Consider the following 22,189-nt stretch of genomic DNA (forward strand, 5'->3'; position numbering starts at 1 on the left):
TCGCGGGGGCGGCGGCGAACGGCAGCTGTCATTACAAGCAGACCTAAGGCGTCCGGCCGATAGCACGGTCGCAAACGCAAAGTGCTGGCCATTGCAAACAGTCACCTCCTCGGCATCGATCAACGATGCCTACCATTCTCGCCGCCAACGGAGAGAGTCAGCTATGCTTTCGTTGTTTTGAAGATTACTGCCTCGGAGCCCTCCCGCATGACCATACTGCGATGCTGCAAGCAGGTCAGGTCGAGATTGCAAACCGTCGCCCGCATTCCGTCGGTGGTCATCCTGACAGTCTGCGCAATCACCACTGCGGCTGCCACCATCCCCACAAATGGAGCGCCGACGGCGACCTGCGCCAGCTTGGTCACCCCGCACTGATCGAGCGTCCCCCGATCGCTGAGGTCGCGATAGGCAGAGGGCAGACTGTCGAGCTCCGGGATCACGGCCGCCTCATCCTGATCGGCCCATACCTCCGCGGCGCTGACCGGCGCTGGGAAGCTGTGGGTGCGGATCAACCGGAAGTCGGCTGAACCGTCGCCCAGTCCAGCCTCGAAGACGGTTGCGAACCCCGCTCCTTCGAGAAGTGCGCGCGCCTGCGGATTGTCTACTCCGCACAGTCCCAGTGCCGGCTCGTCGGGGGCAACCCTGAGGTCATGCCCGAACCTTCTCTCGATCAGCATGCTCCTGAAGCCGCGGGCTCTTGCCCATTCCTCACAGACGCGGGTCTTCATCTCGCCCATGTCGGCCGCCGTGGTCAGCACCGAGGTGCTCTCGGTCGAGGCGCCGGCGACATCGACGTCTTGGAGAAACAGTCGAACCTCTGCGGGATCCGGGTATGGCAGGAGGCCGATCGCCCACAGGAACGCCTGTCCCAGGTGGCCAAGGCCGATCAACCAGAAGTCGGCGGGTAGGACGTCGGGCACGGAACCATCGGACATCGCCGAGCGCCAATCGGCGGCGGGATGCCAAAGGGACAGTCCGACGGCGCGGTTCCCGGCCATGATGTCGCCCTCCATGTGGGCGAAGGCCTCTGCCACGCCGAGAGCGCCGGCTAGCGCTCCCGAGAGAGCGAACTCCGTAGCTTCGTCCAGTGGCGTGGCCGATGCCGGCACGATGCCGCCGCGCCAACCGCTGAAGGTCGTCCGGACAGCGAAGCCATCTGCCGGGTCGAGGGCCGTTCCGATGGCGATGACGGGTACGCCCTCTGGCGCCTCCTGCACGATCTGGCCCTTGAGATGGCGGACAGCATCGGCGAGCGTTTCCGCAGGTGCGATGCGCACGGCCAGCGGCTCCTGCAGGGCGCCCGAGACCGTGACGCCGCCCAGGAAAGTCCTTCGTCCGCAGTTGAGCGCGGTGAGCAGCGCGGCCTGATGCGTCGGGCTTCGGGATGCGCGTTCGCCGATGACGATGTGCAGCCGGAACGCCCGGAGCCGATCCATCGCCTCTTCGACCGTCGCGGCGACGCCGCTGTCCACGAACAGCTTGGCTGAGCGGTTCAGTCCTTCGATCAGATCGTCCATGTCAGCCTCCCGTGATGCTCAGCGTCGGCCGTAGAAGTGAAGGTCGGAGGCGGTCCCAGTTAAACCGCCCAAGGTATCGATAGAGTCCCACCTCGCGGAGCCGAAGCGGCGTTGCCGCGAAATTCGGCAGGATCATCGCGATATGGCCGGGTTCCGCGATGATCGGGTGCTTGCGATCGGAGTCGCTTTGACCCGCTTCACCGCCGTGGGTGTGGACGTCTGCGACGACGATCTCGCCCCGTTTGCGGCACACGGCCCACAGATCCGCCATGCAGCCGCCATCGATGACGATAATGCCGGTGTCGAAGGCGGCCGGATCGATCTCGTCGTAGAACACGATCGAAGTGACCCTCCTCGGTCCATCCCCGGGACCGAGGAGGAAGGCGCCGCTTTCGCGCTCGTAGCGACCGCGATCCTGGAGCCCGACCAGCAGCTCGCGCCAGAGGCCGGATGGGATCGCGAGATCAGGCCGCCGACCGAAGAGTCGGGTGATGAGAGCTAGAGGAGAGAAGCTCATGGATGATCTCCAGATAATGAATGATCCCCACCGCCGGCCTCCACAGAAGCTCGGGATGGGAGTTGTTCCAGTAGTCGTGCCCCGGCAGCGCCAATCGGTCGCATGGCAGGTAGAGCGCATTGGGGTTCCAGCCCGGGTTGAACACCGCCGCGACGCGCCCCACGCCTTTGGGCCATCCCGCAGGCGGGAGCTGCTGGCCGGTGCCCGCATCGCATGGACGGGCGTTCGGCAGCTGAGCCGGATATCCGTCGAGCTGGAAGCGGAAGGCCCATTCCATCCCGTCCCGCGCCGTCACCGCGATGTCGGCGATCGGCCACTGGATGCGAAGGACCCGCCACCGCCCCTCGAGGACGGCCAGCTGGAAATCGGGGCGTTCCGCGTGCTCGCGGAACGCCCTCTCGGCCGCGGTGATTGGCGCGTCCATCAGCCCTGGACCAGCTGCTTACGGACGAGGTCGAAGCTCACCTCGCGGGCGCCGTGGGCCAACGAGCCCAGGTGCTTGTCGAGGGGGGGCTTCTCTCGGGTGCCGCTGATCTGGAGCACGTGCTCCTCGGCCTCCTCCTTGCCGAGGCCTGCCTTCTCAACCGCCCAGCGCGTCACCTTCGCGATGGTGGCGGAAGGCGGGAAGCGATGGTGGAAGGTGTCGGCCTTGTAGTGGACCTTGACCTCGATCTCGCGTGCCCGGTGGGCATGAAAGACCGGCCGGTCGTGCCCATGGAGCGGGTGATGATGCTCCATCGGCTCATCGTGATCCTCCTTGAAGATCAGGAGCTCGGCGACATCGATGCCCCGGCGCTCGAGGTCCTTGAGGAGATCGGCGACGATGGCGGCTTCGCCGAGGTCGAAGCGCGCGAGCGGTTCGGTCTCGATGGCGACGAAGATGATGGTGGACATATGGGGCGGTTCCTTGTGTGTGGACGGCACATCGCCATCCTCTGGAAACCGGATCGGTCGCGAAGGCCAAAAGCGGAAACAGGCCTCACAAGAATTTTCGCGGGCGGCTTCCCCGCCTATTCAGTTGGCCGGCTCACCCGGCACCGCGCACACGAAGAGATACGGACAGCGCGGACATCCAAAGTCGCTTCTGATTGGCTCGAACATGCCGGCCCGGATGTCGGCAACCGCCTCGTCGCAGTCGCCGACGCGCTTTCCGAATTTCGCGGCGGTCTGATCGATGAGCGCGACGCCCCCGTCCTGGAGGTAGTGGTTCTCGACCCGGGCGCCCGCACCGAACATCTCGCGGACCGCCTTCAGCATCAGTGTGGCCGACAGGCGATCCGGATCCGACTTGGACAAGCGGCCCGATCGGATCGTCTTGAGGACGGTCGTGGCGCCATCGGTCTCGATGCGGTCGACGCGGATGACGATGGCCTCCCCGCCCACGCGCGTGGACATGTCTCCTCCTTTGAGGCGATCCCCCGTCGCCGATCGGTGGAGCCTGTCCAGCATGCCGACGGTCAGCTTGCGGTAGGCTCCCCCGAATGGGTGCTCGTCGAGTCCGCTGGCGGACCAGGCATCATCGAAGATCGCTTGGGCTCGGACCTCGTCGTAGGTTTCGCCTTCGGGAAGCTCTCGGACGTAGGCGAGCACCTTCTGCAGGCAGCCATGCGCATCAAGATAGGCTCCGACCCGGCTTCGGCTCGTCAGGCCGAGCACTCGGGAGTAGAAGAAGCGTCTCGGACAGCGCGCGTAGCTTTCGATGTCGGCGGCGCTCAGCCCGCTGGGCGCGCATGGTGACGCGATGGGCGGATAGGTCGCCACCGGCTTGACGCGCGGTACGCCGGAGAGGCAGTTCCCGACTACGACGGGGACGCGGTCGAGGAATTTCGACGGACTGGAGTTCCTGCCGTTTCTGGTCGCTGGTCTGTACAGCCGGAGATGCGACTTGGCGCGCGACATCCCGACGAAGAGGATGCACTCCTCCTCAGCCTCGTGTGCGTCCTGCTCCTCGCCGTCGATGAGTCCGACCGGCGGTGGGCAGGCCGGCGGACGGTTCGCAGCGGGAATGGCGCCAGCGTAGAGCCCCGGCATGTGCACGGCCTCGAATTCGAGCCCCTTGGAGGCGTGCACCGTCATCAGTCTTACTCCGTCGAGACCCTCGAGCTCAGCGGGAAGCTGGCGGAGATCGCGTTCGTCGGCGAGTAGGATCATGTGACGCACCCGATCCAGCGCTCGGCGGATCGGGCCGCCCTTGCCGGAGTACGGCATCTGGCGGAGCGCATCGAGCAGCTGGCGTACTGCCACCCGCCGCATGGCATCCGAAGGCGACTGGCCGGAGAGCACGGTACGGAAGTAGTCGCTCTTGTCGAACAGGTAGCGTCCGAGAGCCAGCCAGGGCGTCGTCCCGCGCGTCATGCCCTGGATGTGGTCGCCGAGCAGGCGGAGACCTTCACGCCCCTCCTGCGAGAGACCGTTCGTTCCCTCGAGCTTCTGCAGCAGGTCGAACACGCGTTGCTCGGTCGCCTTGGCGGTCTGGATGACCGCGAGCGCATCTTCGAGTGGCACGCCGTATTCGGGCAGACCCGCCGCACGGACCAGTCCCGGCCCGACGTCCTCCGCGACGATGGAGAGGACGCACAGCAGATCCTTGATCTCGGAACGCTCGAAGAGTGGGCCGAGATAAAGGACGGGGATGCCGCGGGCATCGAGTTCGTCGGCAATCTTGGCCAAGGCCCCGTTGCTTCGCGCCAGCACGGTCTGATCCGCCAAGGGGACGCCGCCGCTCTCCAGTTCTCGGATGGACCCTGCCAGCTGATCCATCTCTCTGTCGCCATCCGGCGCTACGAAGATCGCGGGCGGCCGGCCGTTCGGCCCCCGGGCCGCGCTGAGCGCGGAGCTGCCGGCGTAGGCTCTGACCTTCATCGTGCCGCCGAAGCTGGTGTAAAGGCGGACGATCTCGTCGCTCGAGCGGTAGTTCTCTTCAAGGCCGTCCCGTAATCCAGCCGGGTAGTCGGTCTCGAAGCGCGCGATGTTGGCCGCCGAGGCGCCGCGGAATCGATAGATGGACTGGCGCGCGTCGCCGACGACCCAGAGGTTTCGACCATCACCCACGATCTCCCGCACGAGCATGGCGCTAGCCCGGTTGACGTCTTGGTACTCGTCGATGTGGACGTGCGTGAACCTCGCCCTCATCGCGTCGCGGAAGTCATGGTCCTCACGCATGAGCAGCGTGGGCCGCATGATCAGATCGCCATAGTCGACCGCCCCGTCGGCAGTCAGGGTCTCTTGGTAATGCCTGTAGACGAGCGCCACCTCTCTCGCCTTCTCCGCGGCGAGAAGGTCGTCGTCGGTCTTCGCGGCGACGCGCATCGCTTCGGCGAGACGGCCGTATTCCTGCCAGGTGCAGAGCTCGTCCTTCGCCCTCGCGATTGCGCGCAGGATGTCCCGCAGCGCCAGCGCTGGCTCCATCAGGTTCAGGTAGTGCGCCACGTCGAGTGCCGGCAGAGCCTCCTCCAGCATCGCGACGCCCTCGCTGGGCCCCACGACGGGCGGATCCTCGGATACCCCGAACAGGGCGTGGTGCCGCCGGATCGTGTCGAGCCCGAAGGCGTGGAACGTCCCGGTCCACACGTTGACGGCCTTGGGGCCGGCCGCCTTCTGTACCCGCTCGGCAAGCTCCAGCGCCGCCCTGTTCGAGAAGGTCAGCGCGAGGATGCCGCTCGCCGCCACGTTCTCGTCGAGCAGCGAGACGATCCTGGCCGTGAGGGTCTTGGTCTTGCCCGTCCCTGGCCCCGCTCGCAGGAGGAACGGTTCGCCTCGGTGGTTGACCGCCCTGGACTGTGACTCGTTGCACCCGGGGCCTGGGCCCTCGTTGTCGGTTGCTCCGACGGGAAGATCCGGCAACAGAAGGCCGTCCGCTAGCTGCTGGAGGACGGTCTCGTAGCGGAGGCGCAGACTGCGCGAGATGTGTGAGGCCGTGCCGCCGTCGACGAACATTCTTCTCGCGAGTGGCCTCGGAAGGAGAAGTTCCCGTGCGAAGGCGTTCGCTTGGGTCTCTCGCCTCTCCTTAATCCCGTAGGTCTCGATCCGCTGCGTCGGATCCCCGCCGTTCCTTTCCGCGCGGGGATGGTACCCCGGGGAGGGGCCGTCATGGATCTCGTAATGGCCGATCTCGTGGGCGAGGACCTCGGCGAAGTTCTCATCCGAGAGGTCGTTCCGAATGACGATGGTCTTGAATTCGCGATCGAGTTGACCGTGGCCTCCCTCGAGATCCGGATGATCCGGATTCCTCCGCGTCACCTTCAGGCTTCGGAACGCGGCCACCATCTGCGCAGCGTACGTGCCGGTCGCGGTATCGGCTACGCCGACCGCCTCGCGGAGTTGGCGCGCCTGCGATCGGATGATGGCAAACTGGTCCACCTTAGGGCTGTAGCGAGTTGAGCCAGAACCACTTGTCGTCATCGCCCAGTTCGGAATCCCGCACGACGTCGACGAAGCGCATCTTGCCGGCGACCCGCCGTCCACCCGGCGCGAAGAAATCGGCATAGGCAGCCCTATCGACCGTCGTGAGCGACGACCAGACCGCCTGCTGCGGGACCTCCAGCTCCGCACCGAACCATCCGATGAGCTTCGCCGGAATCGACATTTCATCGACCTTGCCTCGGACGATCTGCCGCAGGATGTCGATGTCGATCCTGCACTTGGTAGCGACCTCCCCCAGTCGGTCTGCGGAAAGACCTTCGAACGGCTTCGCGTCTGTCGATGCCGCTGCAGCCCAGAAGCGTTCGAGCACTAGGTGATGCTCTCTCGCTGTACGGGTGACTTCGAGGTTATCGTCCGACAGATCGCTCCCATCGGATGCGAACCACTCGGCGGCGAACGCGAGAATGTCATCGCGCGCGTCGGGATGCGCGTCTGCGATCTCGCGCACGCGTGCACCACTGGCTCCGCCTTCGAGCTCATCGTGAACGCCGGCCAGGATTTCATCTAGGTCGAAAGTGGTGGGAGGATTGTTGCTCATCATTTCACGCTTTCCCGCACGCTGCTCCGCGCGCGCTTTGATTCTCCGCGAGCCTTCGCCCGCACGCTTTCCATCAAGTAGCGGACGTTGCGGGAGGAGCAGCCGATCAGGTGTGCGGCCTCCTTTTCTGTCATGCCCATCTGTTCGACGTAGACGACCGCGAGCTTCTCATTGTGGTTCAACTTGTCCTGGATCTCCAGGAGTTCCGCCCGGACCTCTGCCAGCGGTCGCTCCGATCCGGCGTGATGCCTGCCGAGGGAATCTGCGGCCTCCTCGCCCGTCATTTCACTCTCGGAACCTACGAGGGATTCCTGCGCAACCTCAAATACGGTCTGCCGGCGGACCTTGCTTATCGCCGTGAGGAACAGGCGTTCCGCACCTATCCTGAAGCCGAACTCGAAGATGTCCATGCGATCGTCGTGGAACCATTCGGCGACCTTGGTGGCAACCTCCGCCTGCACCATCTCCCGCTGCGTCTCGGTCATCCACGACATAAGCCGATCGCCGGAGCGCTCCAGACGGGAGTAGAACGCGACGACCAGCCCGTCATAGGCTGGGTTGCTCCTGTTCGGCCGGAAGTTGCGCATCAGATAAACGAGCGTCTGCGGGCGCAGCCGTCCCGAGCTCGCAAGTGCGAAGGCGTCGTGGAGGGGAAGCGCAAGAGTCGCTTCGATCTCCTCCGTCACGGCCTTCGGGCGGACGTACGGAGCGCACGTCTTGCGATCGATACGCGTGAGCGGCACGATGGCGCTCTTGGAGTTCGGCTCGGTCATCATCGGCTCACTGATCGGCAAGCGGGGTGGAAAGCGGAAACAGAGCCGAGAAAAAAATCGTTACGGCGGGCGACATCTTAGCCGCTCGGCACATGTAAGGAAATCCAAGACGTTCTGTTCGTCGGTCAGCCGACTTAAGCGCTGGCCGCCGCTCAGGCAGCAAGCCTGACCGTGGGTACTGTTCTCTCGCGACGAAGCTACCGTGTGCTAGTCCGGTTTAATGCCGACCGACCCGATCTCCGCGCTGCATCCCGAACAGCGGCAATTTCTGGAGCATTTCGCCGAGCGAAACGACGCACGTAGCCTGCTGGTTGCTGCGCCCGGCCTCGGCAAGTCGACCGTTGCCCTGTTCGCGGCGCGCAGGCTCTATGACGACGGTCAGGTCGATCGCGTCTTAATGACGTCCGCCACTCGGGCATCCAGCGAGCAGTGGAGCGAATATTTCGCGCTGGCGACTTCCGCCAAGGTTCCCGAACCTGTGCCAGCCCATGCCGCCAAAGCTATCACCTACGCGCGGTTTAGCCACAATCCCGAAGCGGTTTGGCGCGAAGCACCGCCGGGAACACGATGGCTGGTGATCTTCGAAGACGTCGATTGGCAGGGTATCGATGTCGAACCGTTGGCAGCCGATGTGTTGCTGCGTTTTCCGGGTTCTCGCGTGCTGTTCATCGCATCACAGCCGCCTCCGCTTGCGGTAGACGTAAAGTTCGCCTTCGGGATGGAATTTTTCACAGCCGAAGTCCTTGCAACGCCCGAGACACGGTCGAACCTCCGCACGCTATCGCCAAGCATCGGCCTAATCGAGCGTGTCCAGCAGCGGCTCGTCGGCCTAGACGAACTGTCTTGGCGCGAGCTTGAGGTGCTGATAGCGCGCATGCTAGAGACTGATGGATACAACGTCGAGTTGACGCGCGGATCCAAAGATGGCGGCGTGGACGTAATCGCGGTTAAAGATCTCGGCATTGCCGGCATGTTCAAGGCGATTTGGCAGGCTAAGCGAAACCGCGTGGATCGCAAGATCGGTCTTTCTCTAGTGCGCGAACTAGCCGATACGCGCCTGGAGCACGAAGCGACCAAGGCATTCATCGTGACGACTTCCTACCTGACTCGGGGGGCGCTCGATCGGGTTGAGCGCGATCGCCACGTTCTCGGCAAGGTCGACCGGGATGATCTCGATGTATGGATCGATCGGACGCTGCGCGGAAACTGACTTCTTCGATTCCACGCGGGATCCCTATGGCAGTTTCCGTCAGGACAAGACGTTCACAAAGACTGATGTGAGCGACCGGCTCTGGTCGATCGCGGACATCACCTTGAGCTGGTGCAGGCTCACATGCCCGGCATGGTTGGCCCGATACGCGGGACCGGCTGCGCGGAAGATGTCGGTTCGCGCTCGCATCGAACGCATCGCCATATCGTCGAGCATCCGCTGGCGCAGCGGGGTAACGGGTCGCTCTGTCGGTAGAGTCACCATGGGGGAGTTCCTCTCGTTGAAGGAACTCCATCGCCTGCCGTCGCCGCCACCGCGCCAAACTCACCGCTGGCGCGCTACATCATCGTCGCGCACCCCTGCCGCGCGAGCGGCTTCGTGCTGTGAGCAATCTGAACCATTCCAACCGGAGGAATTTTAGCCGAAACCGTCGAGCAATCGCCCGACGACAAGATGGAAACCGGGGAGGCCGCTCGTCAATAGCGGCGACGGATGGTGGGGCGTGCCTTGCTTCCCGTTCGGGCACGTCCTGCTGCAGCTTGTGACCAATCCCGGCCGATAACGAAAAGCCGTCTTTCACGGAAAAGCTTCTGGTCCCGATTCGATCCCGCTCACAGGTTGCGGGATACGCGATAGACGGCCCGGCGAAAATGGCGGCGTACCGCGCGTTTGGAGATCCGCAGCCGCACGGAAGTCTCGTCAAAACTCAAGCCGTGTACGCGATGGAGAATGAACACCGCCAATGTTCGTCGAGGTAGCCGTTCGAGACACCTCCGATACCGCTCGAGGTCCACATGATCGTCCGCTCCAACCTCGCCATCAGGAGTCCGTGATCCGGCCGCGATTTTTAGACCGCATGCCGGCGCTTGATGTATGCCCTCGCGGCGATCATCCCCGCATGAACGGCCATGCTCGATCACGGGTCGATCCGTCACGTCGAGGCGACTCGCCAGCCAGCGGCTGCCTCGCGCAAGCCGTAGCATGTGCTCAAGCACGGAAATCGCGTGCGCCAGGAGCGCACGCAGAGGAGCATCTGCCATCTCAGAATCTCTTGCAAATATGTAAGATCGGACAGGCCCGTCGGTGCCGCCCTGCGTAAGCTCGGGCACCCCACCAAGCCCACCGAGCACCCTCCCACTCTCCTCCTCCACCGTCGGATGCCGCGAATTCTCGGCCGGCTCCGAGCGGCCCTGCCCCCGCAAATCGTCTCGGTCCTCGGGGATGGACGGTGTGATAAACACTTGCGTCCAAGCCCAGATCGGGCAAATTGGCCCTGCTCCCGCAATAATCGGGAGTGGGGCATGGAAACCTCAACAGATGGACTCGGTCACAGTTTCTGGGCCGGGTGGCATGCGCGCATGTCCAGCCGGTTCGCCGGTAAAGGCGCATGCGCCTGTCATCTGTCAGGTTTCCAACATCCGGCTTTGGCCGTCGCCCCAAGTGGACATAGGGCGCGACGAAATGAGCCGGCACAAAGCAAATCTTCGACAGTCAAAGCGAGGCGTCTGTCTCCTCCACCTTGTCGGTGGGCAGTAAGATGCCGCAAGGGCTTCCGATCCCTGCCGGCGATGCTGACGATGTCGCCCCTCGCCGAGCGGACGTCTCGACCCTATACCAGGCAGAATTCGACAAGCTCAGGCGCTTCCTGACGCGGCGGGTCCGCGACGCCGAGGAAGCCGCCGATCTCGCGCAGGACGTCTTCCTGCGCTTCGTGCGGATCGCGCCCACCACGCCGATCCAGACCCCGGAGGCCTATCTGCGCCGCATCGCCGACAATATCCTGCGCGACCGCGCCGAGCGCGCCTCCACCAGGCTCGGCCAGCTCTCGGTTCCGGTCGAGGAGGGCTATGACCGCAGCACAGACATCGACCAGCATCGCGATCTCGAGGCGCGCGAAGAGCTCGAACGCTATCGCGCGCTGCTGTCCAGGATGAAGCCCAAGACATTGGAGATATTCATCCTTCATCGCATCGAGGGGCTCACCTATAAGCAGATCGGTGAACGGCTTCGAATGAGCGAAGGGGGCGTCAAGCGCCACATGATCAAGGCGATCGCCTATGTTGCGCGCGCGCGGAGCCGCGAGTGATGACCTGGACCGGTTTCGGATGGCTGACTAGCAAGGCGCGGAACGAGCGCCAGGCGATCCATTGGCTCGCGGAAATGTCGAACGATCCGGAGGCAGCGGGCCCGGGCCTGGCGCAATGGCTCGCGGGCGATCCACGCCGGCGGCCTGTCTATGAGCGGCTGTCGCGCGAGCTCGACGCCATGTCGGCGGCCGGAGCGACACTGACGCGACCAGAGCGCCGGCAAAGGGCCGCGCCTGCCCCCCGCTCGTTGCCAAGAGCGACGTTGATATTCGCGGTATGCCTGGTGCTCGCGCTGGGCGCGATGCTCGCCTTGCGCGAGGCGGAGTTCGGCCATCAACGGACACCCCCTTCCCTCTCCGCCTCATCGGGAGAGGAGCAGCGGTTCGGCACCGCTATCGGCGAAGTGCGGCGCATCCGCCTTGCCGACGGTTCGACTGTCCTTCTCGATGGCGACAGCGTGCTCACCGTCTCCTTTCAACCGTCGAAGCGGGTGCTGACCCTGCTGAATGGTCGCGCGCGGTTCGACGTCGCGCACGATCCTTCGCGCCCATTCGTCGTGGCGGCGGCCGGCGGCACCGTGACAGCCGTTGGCACGATGTTCGACGTCTGGGTGCGGCCGGACCGGCAGGTGAAGGTCGTCCTGCTACGCGGCGCGGTCGACGTCCTCATGCCGGGCCAGATTGCCAAGAAGACCGGACGGCCGCTGAGACTGGCACCCGATCAGCGTGTCCTCTACAGCAGCGGCGCCCTGGATGCTCACGCGCGCCCCATTCCGGTCGCGGCCACGGCGGCGGAAAGCAATTGGATGAACGAGACGATCGACTTCGACTATGTGCCGCTCAGAGACGTGCTGCTCGAGGCGAACCGGCACTCCTCCTATCAGATCGCACTCGCCGATCCGGCGCTGGGCGACATCGAGGTGTTCGGCACGTTCCGGCTCAAGGACACCGTCAGGCTCGCCGAGAAGCTCGCACAATCGCTCGAGCTCGATCTGGCCGCCGACGGCAAACGGCTCGTGCTGTCCGCCAGGACGTCCCACCGGCAAAAATAGCTGCCCGCCCGGCAGCTGAACCCGTCTGTCCCCTTTGAACCGCCAATGGATCCGGCGGCGGCAAAGGGGGTGACGAGTGAATCTGACATATCGGAGATTGCGGCGCGCGGTGATGATCGGCTCGGCGACGACCGTGCTCGGCTGTGCGTCGCCGGCCCTGGCTCAGCCGATCGGGGAGCATGGCTATGACGTCGCGCCGCAGAGCCTGGCGTCCGCGCTGCGCGAGGTAGCCAAGCAATCGGGTCTCGAGCTGATCATAAGGGGCGACCTCGTCAAAGGCCGGCGTACGGGAGCGCTCAAGGGCAGCTTTACGCCCGAACAGGCGCTGGCAACCCTGCTTTCAGGAAGCGGGCTCGTCGCGGACGTCTCCGACGGTATCGTCACCATCAGGGGGCGAACGACGCCGCCGGGCGAGGCTCTGAGCGGCCCGGGGGATCGGGCCGACATCGTCGTGACCGGCTCGCGGATCCGCGGCGCTCCTTCCTCATCGCCGGTCATCGCGCTCTCGCAGAAAGACATGCTGCTCCAGGGCAAGACCAATCTCGGCGAGGCGATCCGCAGCCTCCCCCAGAATTTCTCGGGTGGCCAGAATCCGGGTGTCGGCATCGGCAATTTCGGGAGCAACACCACCAATTTCAACGGGACGTCGAGCCTCAATCTGCGCGGTCTCGGCGCAGATGCCTCGCTGACGCTCCTGAACGGGCACAGGCTCGCCTATGACGGCGCCCTCCAGTCGGTGGATATCTCCGCGATCCCGCTCGCCGCGGTCGACCGCATCGAGGTGGTCGCCGACGGCGCATCCGCCCTCTACGGGTCGGATGCGGTCGGCGGCGTCGCCAACGTCATCCTCAAACGCGATTTCGAGGGCGCCGCCCTGTCCGCCCGCTTCGGCGCCGCGACCGACGGCGGCGACGTCCAGCAGCAATATTCGCTGGTATTCGGGCACAAATGGGCGACCGGCGGCTTTATCGCCGCCTACAGCTACGAGCATGACACGCCCATCCTGGCGCGGCAGCGCTCCTATGCGCGCGGGCTCTTCGGAGAGGCCGACCTGCTGCGTTCCCAAAGCATTCACAATGCGTTGTTCAGCGGCCACCAGGAGCTCGCCGCAGGCGTCGAGATCGCGCTCGACGCGGTCTACAGCCGCCGGGCGACGGGCGGCAACATCCCCTATACGACGACTAACGATGTCCTGTTCAGCGGACAGATCGACCGGACGAAGGCCCAATCCTACTCGCTGGCGCCTTCGCTGAAGGTCGGCCTCGGCAGCAACTGGATCGCCAACCTCGTCGGCACCTATGCGAAGGACAAGACCCGGGCGCACTCGGACTATTACAGCGGCGGCGACATCTTTTTCGTCTATGGCGGCTGCAACTGCAACGCGCTCCGGTCCGCCGAGCTCAACGCCGAAGGTCCACTGTTCGACCTGCCGGGCGGCAGCGCCCGGCTCGCGGTCGGCGGTGGCTATCGCTGGATCGGCTATGCGGTGTCCGACCTGGTCTCCCGCATCTATTCGGCCTCGCGCGATTCCTATTATGGCTATGGCGAGCTCTTCCTGCCGTTCGTGGGACGCGACCAGCAGATCCCGTTCGTCGACCGGCTCTCGGTGAGCGCCGCCTTGCGCTATGAAAATTACCCCGGCATGGACAAGGTGGTGACGCCGAAGATCGGCCTGATCTACGCGCCGAGCGCGGATCTCGACATCAAGGCCAGCTGGGGCAAGTCGTTCAAGGCCCCCACCCTCGTCCAGGAATATTTCCCGCAATTCGCCTATGTCTATCCGACCAGCGAGGTCGGTGGTGCCGGTCTGCCGGCCGCGTCGACCGTGCTCTATCTCGAAGGCGGCAACACAAGGCTCAAGCCGGAGCGCGCAACCACCTGGAGCGCGACGCTGGTACTGCACCCCCGCCCGCTGCCGGGCCTGCAGATCGAAGCCAGCTATTTCGACATCCGCTATCGCGACCGCGTCGTCCAGCCGATCGTGTCAACCTCGGGCATATTGTCGAACCCGATCTACCAGGACCTGATCGCCTATGATCCGTCCGACGCGCAGATCGACGAGGCGATCGGCCGTGCGGCATCGGGCCTCAGCAATCCCTTCGGCATCGTCTATGATCGCAACGACGTCATCGCCATCGTCGACAACCGCAATCTGAACGTCGCGGAGCAGCGGCTCCACGGCATCGATCTTCTCGCACGCTATCGCCACGATCTCGGCAACGGCGGCTCGCTTACCTTCACCGCCAACGGCAGCTATCTCCACAGCAGGCAGCGGCTGAGCGCTGGCCAGCCTGCCATTCCACTCGCTGGCACGATCTTCAACCCGCCCCATTTTCGCGGACGCACGGGACTCGTCTTGGACAACCGGTCGATCGTCCTCGCATCCTATCTGTCCTATGTCGGCGGGGTGACCGACAATCGTTCGGCAACGATCCGGCATGTCGGAGCGATGACCACCCTCGATCTCACGGCCCAGCTCCGGCTCGACCGGGCGGCAGGGATTTTCCGTGACATCGATCTGACACTCTCGGCCCAGAACATCCTGAACGACAAGCCGAGCGTCATCTTCAACAGCGTCGCCTATCGGACGCCCTATGATTCCACCAACTACTCCCCGGTCGGTCGTTTCGTCAGCCTCACCATCTCGAAGCGGATCTGATGTCATTCATCCGTGGACTGGCGGTGGTGGCGCTGCTGGCGTGCGCGGTGTCGGGCAGCCGCGCGAGCGCCGCCCTGATGCCCTCCGATCCCTGTTCCGATCTTCTTCCCGGCCCGGTGACTGGATATAAGCGGGGCCTGCTGGCGGAAGATCTCGTCCGGCTGCGCGATATCGGGCGTCCCGATGGATCGCTGTCCGGAGACAGTCCGATCGCGATTTCACCGGACGGGCAACGTGTCGCCTTCCAGCTACGCCGGGCGGATCCGGTCACCAACAGTTATTGCCTCGCCATGATCGTCATGGAGTTGCGGCCCGGTGCGCGGCCGCTGATCGTCGATCGGGGCGGTTCGCTGATTCTCATGACCTACGATCTCTGGGGCATGGCGGAATGGGAGAGCGGCACGCCCCGGGTGATCACGCCGCGCTGGTCGCCCGACGGGCAGTGGATCGCCTTTCTCAAGCGCGTCGACGGGGTGACCCAGGTCTGGCGTGCACGGTTCGATGGTCGCGAGGCGCGGGCCGTGACCCGCTCGGCCGACGACGTCGTGGCTTTCGCCTGGGCCGGCGATGGCGGCCTATTTTTCTCGACGCGGCCGGACATTGCACGCGAGAAGAGCGACATCGAGCGCGAGGGCCGGTCGGGTTTCCTGTTCGACGACCGCTTCCAGGCACTGGCGGGGAACCGCCCCATGCCACGAGCGACCGCCACGCCGGCCGCATTCCATGTCGACGCGGTCAGCGGACAGGTTCGCGCGGCGGCGCCGGCAGAGAAGGCGCAGCTTGACGCATCCGGTGACGGCGGCGCCAGCCCGTCATCCCTGACGACTGCAACAAGAGATGGAGAAAGGGCCTGGGTCGCCGCCCGGGATGCCGGTCTCTACTCCTCGCCGACGATGATTTCGGCGACGCTGGCCGACCAAAGGACCGCGCACTGCACACAAGCCCCGTGCGACAGGGTCGTGGCGCTCTGGTGGCCGTCCGGCGAGCACGATATCCTGTTCCTAGCGCGGACCGGATGGGGCCGGAGCGCGCTCGGCCTCTATCGCTGGAACCCCGCCACCGGCAGGTCGCGGCGCATCCTCGAGACGGAGGATCTGCTTATCGGCTGCCGAATGGCCACGACCCGCCTCATCTGCCTCAGGGAGGGATCGGCGACGCCGCGGCATATCGTCGCGATCGACATCATGGACGGTCGAGCCGAGACGATATTCGATCCCAATCCGGACTATGCTGCACTCCGGCTGGGCAAGGTCCAGCGCCTGCACTGGCGCAACGACCGCGGCATCGAATGCTTCGGTGACCTCGTCCTGCCGCCGGATCACCGGGCCGGACAACGCCATCCGATGATCGTCGTGCAATATCAGTCACGCGGCCTTTTGCGCGGCGGCACGGGCGACGAATATCCGATCCAGCTGTTTGCGGCACACGGCTTTGCGGTGCTGAGTGTCGAACGTCCGCCCGAGGTCGGAACCTTCACCCCCGCACGCGACGCGGTCGGGTTCGAGCGGGCGAACATCACGGGCTGGGCGGATCGGACGAGCGTGCTCTCCGCCCTGCTCGGTGGCGTCCACCTCGCCATTTCACGCGGCGCCATAGACGAACGCCGCATCGGATTGAGCGGTCTCAGCGACGGTGTTTCCACGGTCCAGCATGCGCTGATCGCGACCAGCATGTTCTCGGCGGTCGCCATCAGCCAGTGCTGCGACGATCCCCAAATCCAGACGCTCTATGTCGGATCGCAGTTCGCCGACTTTCTGGAGCAGGCGGGCTATCCCCGCGCTGGTGAAGACAGGCCGGACTTCTGGGCACGGCATTCGCTGGCTCTCAATGTGGAGAAGGTAACCGCACCCATCCTGATCCAGGTCGCGGACGAGGAATATCGCTCGGCGCTGCAGACCTACGCGGCACTGCGGCGATATGGCAAGACGGTGGAGATGTTCGTTTATCCCGGCGAGCATCATATCAAATGGCAGCCAGCTCATCGTCTCGCTGTCTATGGGCGCAATCTCGACTGGTTCAGCCGCTGGCTGCGACCCTGACTCCGACCTCCGTATTTCCATCACAGAGGACAGCTTTCCACCCCTTTCCGCTGGAGGTACTTATCCTGCAATTTTTGAACATGGGAGATACGCAGGATAAATGCCCGCCTTTAAAGGCACATTATATCATCGGCCCGTTTTCAGCCATCGATTATCCTGCAATTTTTGATCGGCGATTACGCAGGACCGCAGACTATATGGACCGACATTGGAAGCGACACGATCCGAAGCCGTCGATGGCGACGGAGCCGTACTGGCGCGACGTCGCGGCGGGCCTCGACCTGACCGGCGTCCAGATCGACCGGATAGGCAGCGCCTTCGAACGTGAGATGTGCTGAAGGCCCCATTCTGGCGGACGCTCTATAGCGCCAATAGACCTCCGCCCAAAAGGCCGCTCAGCCGACCCAGGCTCTTGCCCACGCCTCGATGTCCGCAAGGTCGAGCAGCCGGATATAGTCCTCGCCGACCGTTGGACCCGACCTCGCCAGACGGGCCCTGATCTGTTCGGCGTCGACGATCCGGTTCTGGGCGAGGAGACCCTCGCCCAGAAAATCGATGAGTGTCCCGCGGTTGTGCTCGAGAATGTCGACGAGCAGGCCATCGGCACCGCCCTTCGAACGCCGCTCGAGCACCGCCGCCGGCAGGTCGGTCGCGAACGCCGCCCGCGCGACGGCGCGGTTGATCCCGCCGGAGCACCACATCCAGGTCGGTATCCGCAGACAGAGTTCGACCAGAGGTTGGGATGACAGGGGCGAGATCATCGGGATATCCCGTCCCGCGGAAAGGCCTCCTGATGATAATGCGCCTGGACGAGCCGCGCGATATGCGCTGCCCTGCCGGGCAGGATCCTGTCGGATGGCGGCAACCAGGGATGCTCGCGCGGGCCCCTTTGCTGCGCGACGACCTCCGCGCTGAGCAGGCGCGTGTCCACCCGCCATCGATAGGGACGCCGCCCTCCGAGCAGCCTGCCGGCGGCCAGTCGGAGGATCGTCCAGACGCTGCATCCGGTCAGCCGGACCACGTCTTCGACGGTACGCCCCCGTAGGCGCACCCTCGGACACACATCGCCGAAAAGAGGAAGGTGGGGCCGTCGCGACTTGGCGCGACCAGTTTATCTAACGATGCTCGAAAAAAAGTGCGCTATCGCGTTTAGTGCCACTTTTATGGAGCACTCTCCAAATCCGTCCGCTTGCAATATATCACCTCGCATCTTAAATGGGGCGTTAGCTCGATTATGGCACACTTTATGGTGCAGATATGAAAAACTCCATGGCACAAGCCGCATTGCCCTTCCCAGTGCGTAAGGCCGTCGCCAAGCTTGGTACGGACATCGCCACGGCCCGCAAGCGGCGACGCTTGACCATGGCGATGGTCGCTGAGCGTGCATTCATCAGCCGGAATACGTTGACGCGAATCGAGCGGGGCGATCCAGGCGTCGCACTTGGCATCTATGCCAGCGTGCTATTCGTATTGGGACTAGCGGAAGGCATCGGGACGCTCGCCGACCCGCTCAACGACAGAGTAGGCCTATCGCTGGAAGCTGAGCGCCTGCCTCAACGCGCGCGATCCTCGAGAGCCTAGCGATGGACCGGGAACTCGACGTCCATCTCGACTGGCAAGGCGATACCATTTTGGTTGGCCGCCTCTGGGCTCGTTCGCGAGGACAACGCGAAACCGCATCGTTCGAATATGATGCCGCATGGATTGCACACCCGGCAAACTTCGCGCTCGATCCGGCGCTCCCGCTTGCGCGTGGCCAATTTCACGTCGGAGGTCTGTTCAACGCCTTTACAGATCCCGCGCCCGATCGCTGGGGACGCAATCTCCTGAAGCGCCGCGAGCGGCAACACGCGAAAGCGGAGGCTCGGCAGCCGAGGACTCTGCTCGATATCGATTATCTGACCTTGGTCGAAGACGTGACCCGACTGGGCGCGTTGCGTTTTGCCGAAGCCGGCACCGGGGACTTCTTGTCACGATCCGATCGGCCGATTCCACCCCTGGTCAGTCTTGGCACCCTGCTCTCCGCCGCCACGCGCGTGATCAACGACAAGGAAAGCGATGACGATTTACGCCTGTTGCTGGCGCCTGGCGCCTCGCTCGGCGGTGCAAGACCCAAGGCGATCGTCCTCGACCAACAGGGTCATCCGATGCTCGCCAAATTTCCCAGTCCCACCGATGATTGGCCGGTACCGCGCTGGGAGGCAACCGCGATGGAACTCGCCAGAGCAGCCGGGATCGATGTGCCTGTCTCCTATCTGCACATCGTCAAGAAGCGGCCCATTTTCATGATGCAACGTTTCGATCGGGATGAAACCGGTCGGCGTATCCCCTTCATGTCGGCGCTGACCGCCCTCGGCGCATCGGATGGCGAGGTACGCAGCTATATCGAGCTGCTCGATCTCCTCCGGCGGGACGGCGCGACGCCCGAACGCGACGCCGCCCAGCTCTGGCGTCGCATGATATTCAACATTCTGATCTCCAACACCGACGACCATCTGCGCAACCATGGTTATCTCCGCTTCGCTGGCGGATGGCGGCTCGCACCGGCCTATGATCTCAATCCGATGCCGACCGACGTGAAGCCCCGGCATCATGCGCTGACGCTTGACGGCGAGGACGATACCGCCTCGCTCGACACCGCCCTTTCCGTCGCCGGTTATTTTGGACTGACGCTGGAAAAGGCACGATCCATTGCCGCCGAGGTCGGTGCGGCCGTGCTGGCCTGGCGCGATGTTGCGGCAGGCCTCGGCCTGACCGGCGTCCAGATCGACCGGATGGCCAGCGCCTTCGAACATGGGGATATCTTGAAGGCCGTGGCCTGACGGATGCCTATCGCGTCCATAGACGCGCTCCCAAATGCCTGTTCAACCGTCCCAGGCTCTTGCCCACGCCTCGGCGTCCGCAAGGTCGAGCAGCCGGATATAGTCCTCGCCAACCGTTGGACCCGACCTCGCCAGACGGGCCCTGATCTGTTCGGCGTCGACGATCCGGTTCTGGGCGAGGAGACCCTCGCCCAGAAAATCGACGAGTGTCCCGCGGTTGCGCTCGAGAATGTCGACGAGCAGTCCATCGGGACCACCCTTCGAACGCCGCTCGAGCACCGCTGCCGGCAGGTCGGGCGCGAACGCCGCCCGCGCGATGGCCCGGTTGATCCCGCCGGAGCACCACATCCAGGTCGGTATCCGCAGGCAGAGTTCGACCAGGGGTTGGGACGACAGGGGCGAGATCATCGGGATATCCCGTCCCCGCGGAAAGGCCTCCTGATGATAATGCGCCTGGACGAGCCGCGCGATATGCGCTGCCCTGCCGGGCAGAATCCTGTTCGATGGCGGCAACCAGGGATGCTCGCGCGGGTCCCTTTGCTGGGCGGCGACCTCCGCGCTGAGCAGGCGCGTGTCCACCCGCCATCGATAGGGACGCCGCCCTCCGAGCAGCCTGCCGGCGACCAGTCGGAGGATCGTCCAGACGCTGCATCCGGTCAGCCGGACCACGTCTTCAACGGTACGCCACGAACCGACGCCCAATCCTTCCGTCAAAAGCCGGTCCACCACGGGACTGACGGACTGGAGGAAGCAGAAGGTGCCGTCCCCTGAATTACCGGTGAACACCGCCTGCGCGCCCGCGTCTTGCGCGGCCTGCAGGCTGATGCGATCGATTTCCTGGCCGTAGCAGCGCGCGGTCGGCCTCGGCAGATGCGATCCGTCGCTATGGGTGACGTCGACCTGCGACGGGTCGAAGAACGCCTCGCGCAACGACAGACCGAGATGATCGGCGACGGCGCGGGCGTAGCCACGCTCGTCGCCTTCGGGTTGAACGGTCGCAATCGTGAGGCAGGATATGTGCGCCGCAGCCTTGCGGAGCCCGGCCGCGACGATGGAAGAATCCAGGCCGCCGGAGATCTGCACGAGTAGCTCGTCGTAGCAGGATGCCCAGGCATGGATGCAGTTCAGCGTCGTGCGGCGAAGCCGTTCGACAGCCTCGGCACGATCGCTGATCTGTTCACGAGGCGACACGAACCGCCCGGGCGACCAGAGCTGATCGACATCGGCTTCGCCCGGCCCGAGCGTAAGACGATGTCCGCCCGGCAGCTCGACCACTTCCGTAAGGCAGGTTTCGCTGGTGCGCAGGTCGGGCTGGAGCAGATGCCGGCCGACACTCCCCCAATCGATCGCCGGTGTCGACAGCCGCGCCTGCCGGAGGGCTTCCAGGTCGGATGCCACGACCCAGATCCCTTCCGCCTTCAGATAATAGCAGGGTGCCGTGCCGACGGGATCGCGCACGATGTGCGTTCTTGAAGAATCCGGGCTTTCGAAGACCGAAACATAGCCGCCCCAATAGGACTCGACGAGTTCGCCGCCTCGCGATTGGCGGATACGGCCGGCCATCGCGTCGTCGAGCTGCTTCACCCGACTCATGTGGATCGTCGAAAAGAGATGGCCGATGACAGTCGTCGCGGAGAGCGGATTGCAGATCGCATCGCCCTCGCCAGCGGTGAGCACGGTGAAGCGCCTGCCCGTCATCACCGGACGAAGCTCCGTACAGGCGGCGCAGCGCTCGACCAGCGGCTGGACGGCTTGCGCCGACCCGATCAGGATGAGGTAACGCAAGGCCATCAGACGACGAGGATCGGCGTGAACAGCCTGCTGTGGTCGAGGCTGTCGTTCAGCACGCAATCGTCATGCTGCACCCAGCAATGCGCAGCAAATGGCGCCAGCTTGACCGCGAATACCAGGGACGCGGGAATCGACGCGGCGATGAGACGATCGGTCAGCGCCAGCGAATAGAGCAGGCATCTCCGGTTCGGGCTGATCAACCGGCCCGAAGCGAGATAGGCGCCGGTGATCTCGCCGATATGAGACGATCGCGCCTTAACCTCGGCGATAGCCTGCTTCCTCCGTCTTATCGCAGCGAGGATGGACTCCAGCGCCCGAAATCTGAGTTCGAGAGCATGGATCGCGAGCGATGCGAGCGCCGTCGCTCGCTGTCCGCGGACGGGCGACACGACGGCGGAGTCGACGAGCGAACGGCTGGCCTCGCGCAGCGTTGCAGGTCGCAGGCTCGTCGGGCCGGCGGTCTCGATCAGAACGCCGTCCTGGATGAGGGGTTTCAGAGCATCGAGGACACCGGGATCATGCTCGTTCGCGATCAGGCGCAAAAGCGCCCCGGAGATCTGTTCGGAGACCCCAAGATAGCGGTCGGCGGCAATGTCGAGAAAAACGACATGCCGATCGAGCACGCAGAAGGTCAGATTGTCGCGCAGCGCAAAACCCATGACGTCGCCTCACACGCGAATGTGGCGGGGGGGCGGGAGGGCCCGCCCCCCACAGGAATAAGGGGGGGGCGAATACGCCGCCCACACCGGCAGGAGGGGTGCAG

General features: G+C 64.5%; 18 protein-coding genes and 1 pseudogene. 7 read left to right on the forward strand and 12 right to left on the reverse strand.

The genetic code is table 11. The features are described from left to right. Positions 1-161: 161 nt before the first annotated feature. The 7 genes from GQY20_RS29860 to GQY20_RS29885 all read right to left on the reverse strand — a co-directional run bounded on the left by GQY20_RS29860 (position 162) and on the right by GQY20_RS29885 (position 7,767). Positions 162-1,517: a thiamine biosynthesis protein ThiF gene (locus tag GQY20_RS29860; protein ID WP_157220826.1), complete on the reverse strand. Its 1,356-nt coding sequence runs from the start codon at positions 1,515-1,517 to the stop codon at positions 162-164. A 1-nt stretch (position 1,518) separates the two neighbouring features. Continuing rightward, complete coding sequence (locus GQY20_RS29865; protein WP_198351292.1) at positions 1,519-2,034, reverse strand: MPN domain-containing protein; 516 nt, start codon at positions 2,032-2,034, stop codon at positions 1,519-1,521. Then, positions 1,982-2,458, reverse strand: coding sequence for a DUF7665 family protein (locus tag GQY20_RS29870; protein WP_157220828.1), 477 nt, complete (start codon positions 2,456-2,458; stop codon positions 1,982-1,984). Before GQY20_RS29870 ends, GQY20_RS29865 begins: the two co-directional genes overlap by 53 nt. Further along, positions 2,458-2,928 (reverse strand): hypothetical protein, encoded by a 471-nt coding sequence (locus GQY20_RS29875; RefSeq protein WP_157220829.1) that lies wholly within the window; start codon positions 2,926-2,928, stop codon positions 2,458-2,460. The genes GQY20_RS29870 and GQY20_RS29875 overlap by 1 nt, the downstream gene beginning before the upstream one ends. Positions 2,929-3,048: 120 nt before the next feature. Continuing rightward, positions 3,049-6,393 carry a UvrD-helicase domain-containing protein gene (locus tag GQY20_RS29880; protein WP_198351293.1) on the reverse strand — a complete coding sequence of 1,115 codons (3,345 nt, stop codon included), beginning with the start codon at positions 6,391-6,393 and terminating at the stop codon, positions 3,049-3,051. A gap of 1 nt (position 6,394) precedes the next feature. Then, positions 6,395-6,994: a hypothetical protein gene (locus GQY20_RS32340; protein ID WP_198351294.1), complete on the reverse strand. Its 600-nt coding sequence runs from the start codon at positions 6,992-6,994 to the stop codon at positions 6,395-6,397. Then, complete coding sequence (locus GQY20_RS29885; protein WP_198351295.1) at positions 6,994-7,767, reverse strand: hypothetical protein; 774 nt, start codon at positions 7,765-7,767, stop codon at positions 6,994-6,996. Before GQY20_RS29885 ends, GQY20_RS32340 begins: the two co-directional genes overlap by 1 nt. A gap of 220 nt (positions 7,768-7,987) precedes the next feature. On the opposite strand from GQY20_RS29885, the gene GQY20_RS29890 reads away from it, so the two are divergent. Next, on the forward strand, positions 7,988-8,977 hold the full coding sequence (locus GQY20_RS29890) for a restriction endonuclease (RefSeq protein ID WP_157220832.1): 990 nt from the start codon (positions 7,988-7,990) through the stop codon (positions 8,975-8,977). 72 nt (positions 8,978-9,049) lie between these two features. Here GQY20_RS29890 and GQY20_RS33150 read toward each other — a convergent pair. Both GQY20_RS33150 and GQY20_RS29900 read right to left on the reverse strand, forming a co-directional pair. Next, positions 9,050-9,175 (reverse strand): annotated as a pseudogene (locus GQY20_RS33150) (IS91 family transposase); the annotation flags it as partial. Positions 9,176-9,588: 413 nt separating this feature from the next. After that, entirely contained in the window at positions 9,589-10,017 is a 429-nt protein-coding gene (locus GQY20_RS29900; protein ID WP_157220833.1) for a sigma factor-like helix-turn-helix DNA-binding protein, read from the reverse strand. A gap of 497 nt (positions 10,018-10,514) precedes the next feature. On the opposite strand from GQY20_RS29900, the gene GQY20_RS29905 reads away from it, so the two are divergent. The 4 genes from GQY20_RS29905 (at position 10,515) to GQY20_RS29920 (ending at position 16,813) form a co-directional block, all read left to right on the forward strand. Next, on the forward strand, positions 10,515-11,063 hold the full coding sequence (locus GQY20_RS29905; RefSeq protein ID WP_157220834.1) for an RNA polymerase sigma factor: 549 nt from the start codon (positions 10,515-10,517) through the stop codon (positions 11,061-11,063). After that, complete coding sequence (locus GQY20_RS29910) at positions 11,063-12,115, forward strand: FecR family protein (RefSeq protein WP_198351296.1); 1,053 nt, start codon at positions 11,063-11,065, stop codon at positions 12,113-12,115. Before GQY20_RS29905 ends, GQY20_RS29910 begins: the two co-directional genes overlap by 1 nt. Positions 12,116-12,191: 76 nt before the next feature. Further along, on the forward strand, positions 12,192-14,774 hold the full coding sequence (locus tag GQY20_RS29915) for a TonB-dependent receptor (RefSeq protein ID WP_232476330.1): 2,583 nt from the start codon (positions 12,192-12,194) through the stop codon (positions 14,772-14,774). Beyond that, on the forward strand, positions 14,774-16,813 hold the full coding sequence (locus GQY20_RS29920; RefSeq protein ID WP_157220836.1) for an Atxe2 family lasso peptide isopeptidase: 2,040 nt from the start codon (positions 14,774-14,776) through the stop codon (positions 16,811-16,813). Before GQY20_RS29915 ends, GQY20_RS29920 begins: the two co-directional genes overlap by 1 nt. Positions 16,814-17,208: 395 nt before the next feature. On the opposite strand, the gene GQY20_RS29925 is transcribed toward GQY20_RS29920, so the two are convergent. After that, on the reverse strand, positions 17,209-17,817 hold the full coding sequence (locus GQY20_RS29925; protein ID WP_332836122.1) for an asparagine synthase-related protein: 609 nt from the start codon (positions 17,815-17,817) through the stop codon (positions 17,209-17,211). 265 nt (positions 17,818-18,082) lie between these two features. Here GQY20_RS29925 and GQY20_RS29935 point away from each other — a divergent pair, with 265 nt between their 5' ends. Together GQY20_RS29935 and GQY20_RS29940 are read left to right on the forward strand one after the other, a co-directional pair. Next, entirely contained in the window at positions 18,083-18,394 is a 312-nt protein-coding gene (locus GQY20_RS29935) for a helix-turn-helix domain-containing protein (protein ID WP_198351297.1), read from the forward strand. A 2-nt stretch (positions 18,395-18,396) separates the two neighbouring features. Next, positions 18,397-19,635: a type II toxin-antitoxin system HipA family toxin gene (locus tag GQY20_RS29940; RefSeq protein ID WP_157220840.1), complete on the forward strand. Its 1,239-nt coding sequence runs from the start codon at positions 18,397-18,399 to the stop codon at positions 19,633-19,635. Positions 19,636-19,677: 42 nt separating this feature from the next. On the opposite strand, the gene GQY20_RS29945 is transcribed toward GQY20_RS29940, so the two are convergent. Both GQY20_RS29945 and GQY20_RS29950 read right to left on the reverse strand, forming a co-directional pair. Continuing rightward, a complete protein-coding gene (locus GQY20_RS29945) occupies positions 19,678-21,426 on the reverse strand; it encodes an asparagine synthase-related protein (RefSeq protein WP_157220841.1) in 1,749 nt (582 codons plus the stop codon). Further along, positions 21,426-22,085, reverse strand: a complete 660-nt coding sequence (locus GQY20_RS29950; RefSeq protein WP_157220842.1) for a lasso peptide biosynthesis B2 protein — start codon at positions 22,083-22,085, stop codon at positions 21,426-21,428. The genes GQY20_RS29945 and GQY20_RS29950 overlap by 1 nt, the downstream gene beginning before the upstream one ends. Between the last annotated feature and the right edge of the window lie 104 nt (positions 22,086-22,189).

It is taken from the genome of Flavisphingomonas formosensis (genome assembly GCF_009755815.1).
GTDB lineage: Bacteria > Pseudomonadota > Alphaproteobacteria > Sphingomonadales > Sphingomonadaceae > Flavisphingomonas > Flavisphingomonas formosensis.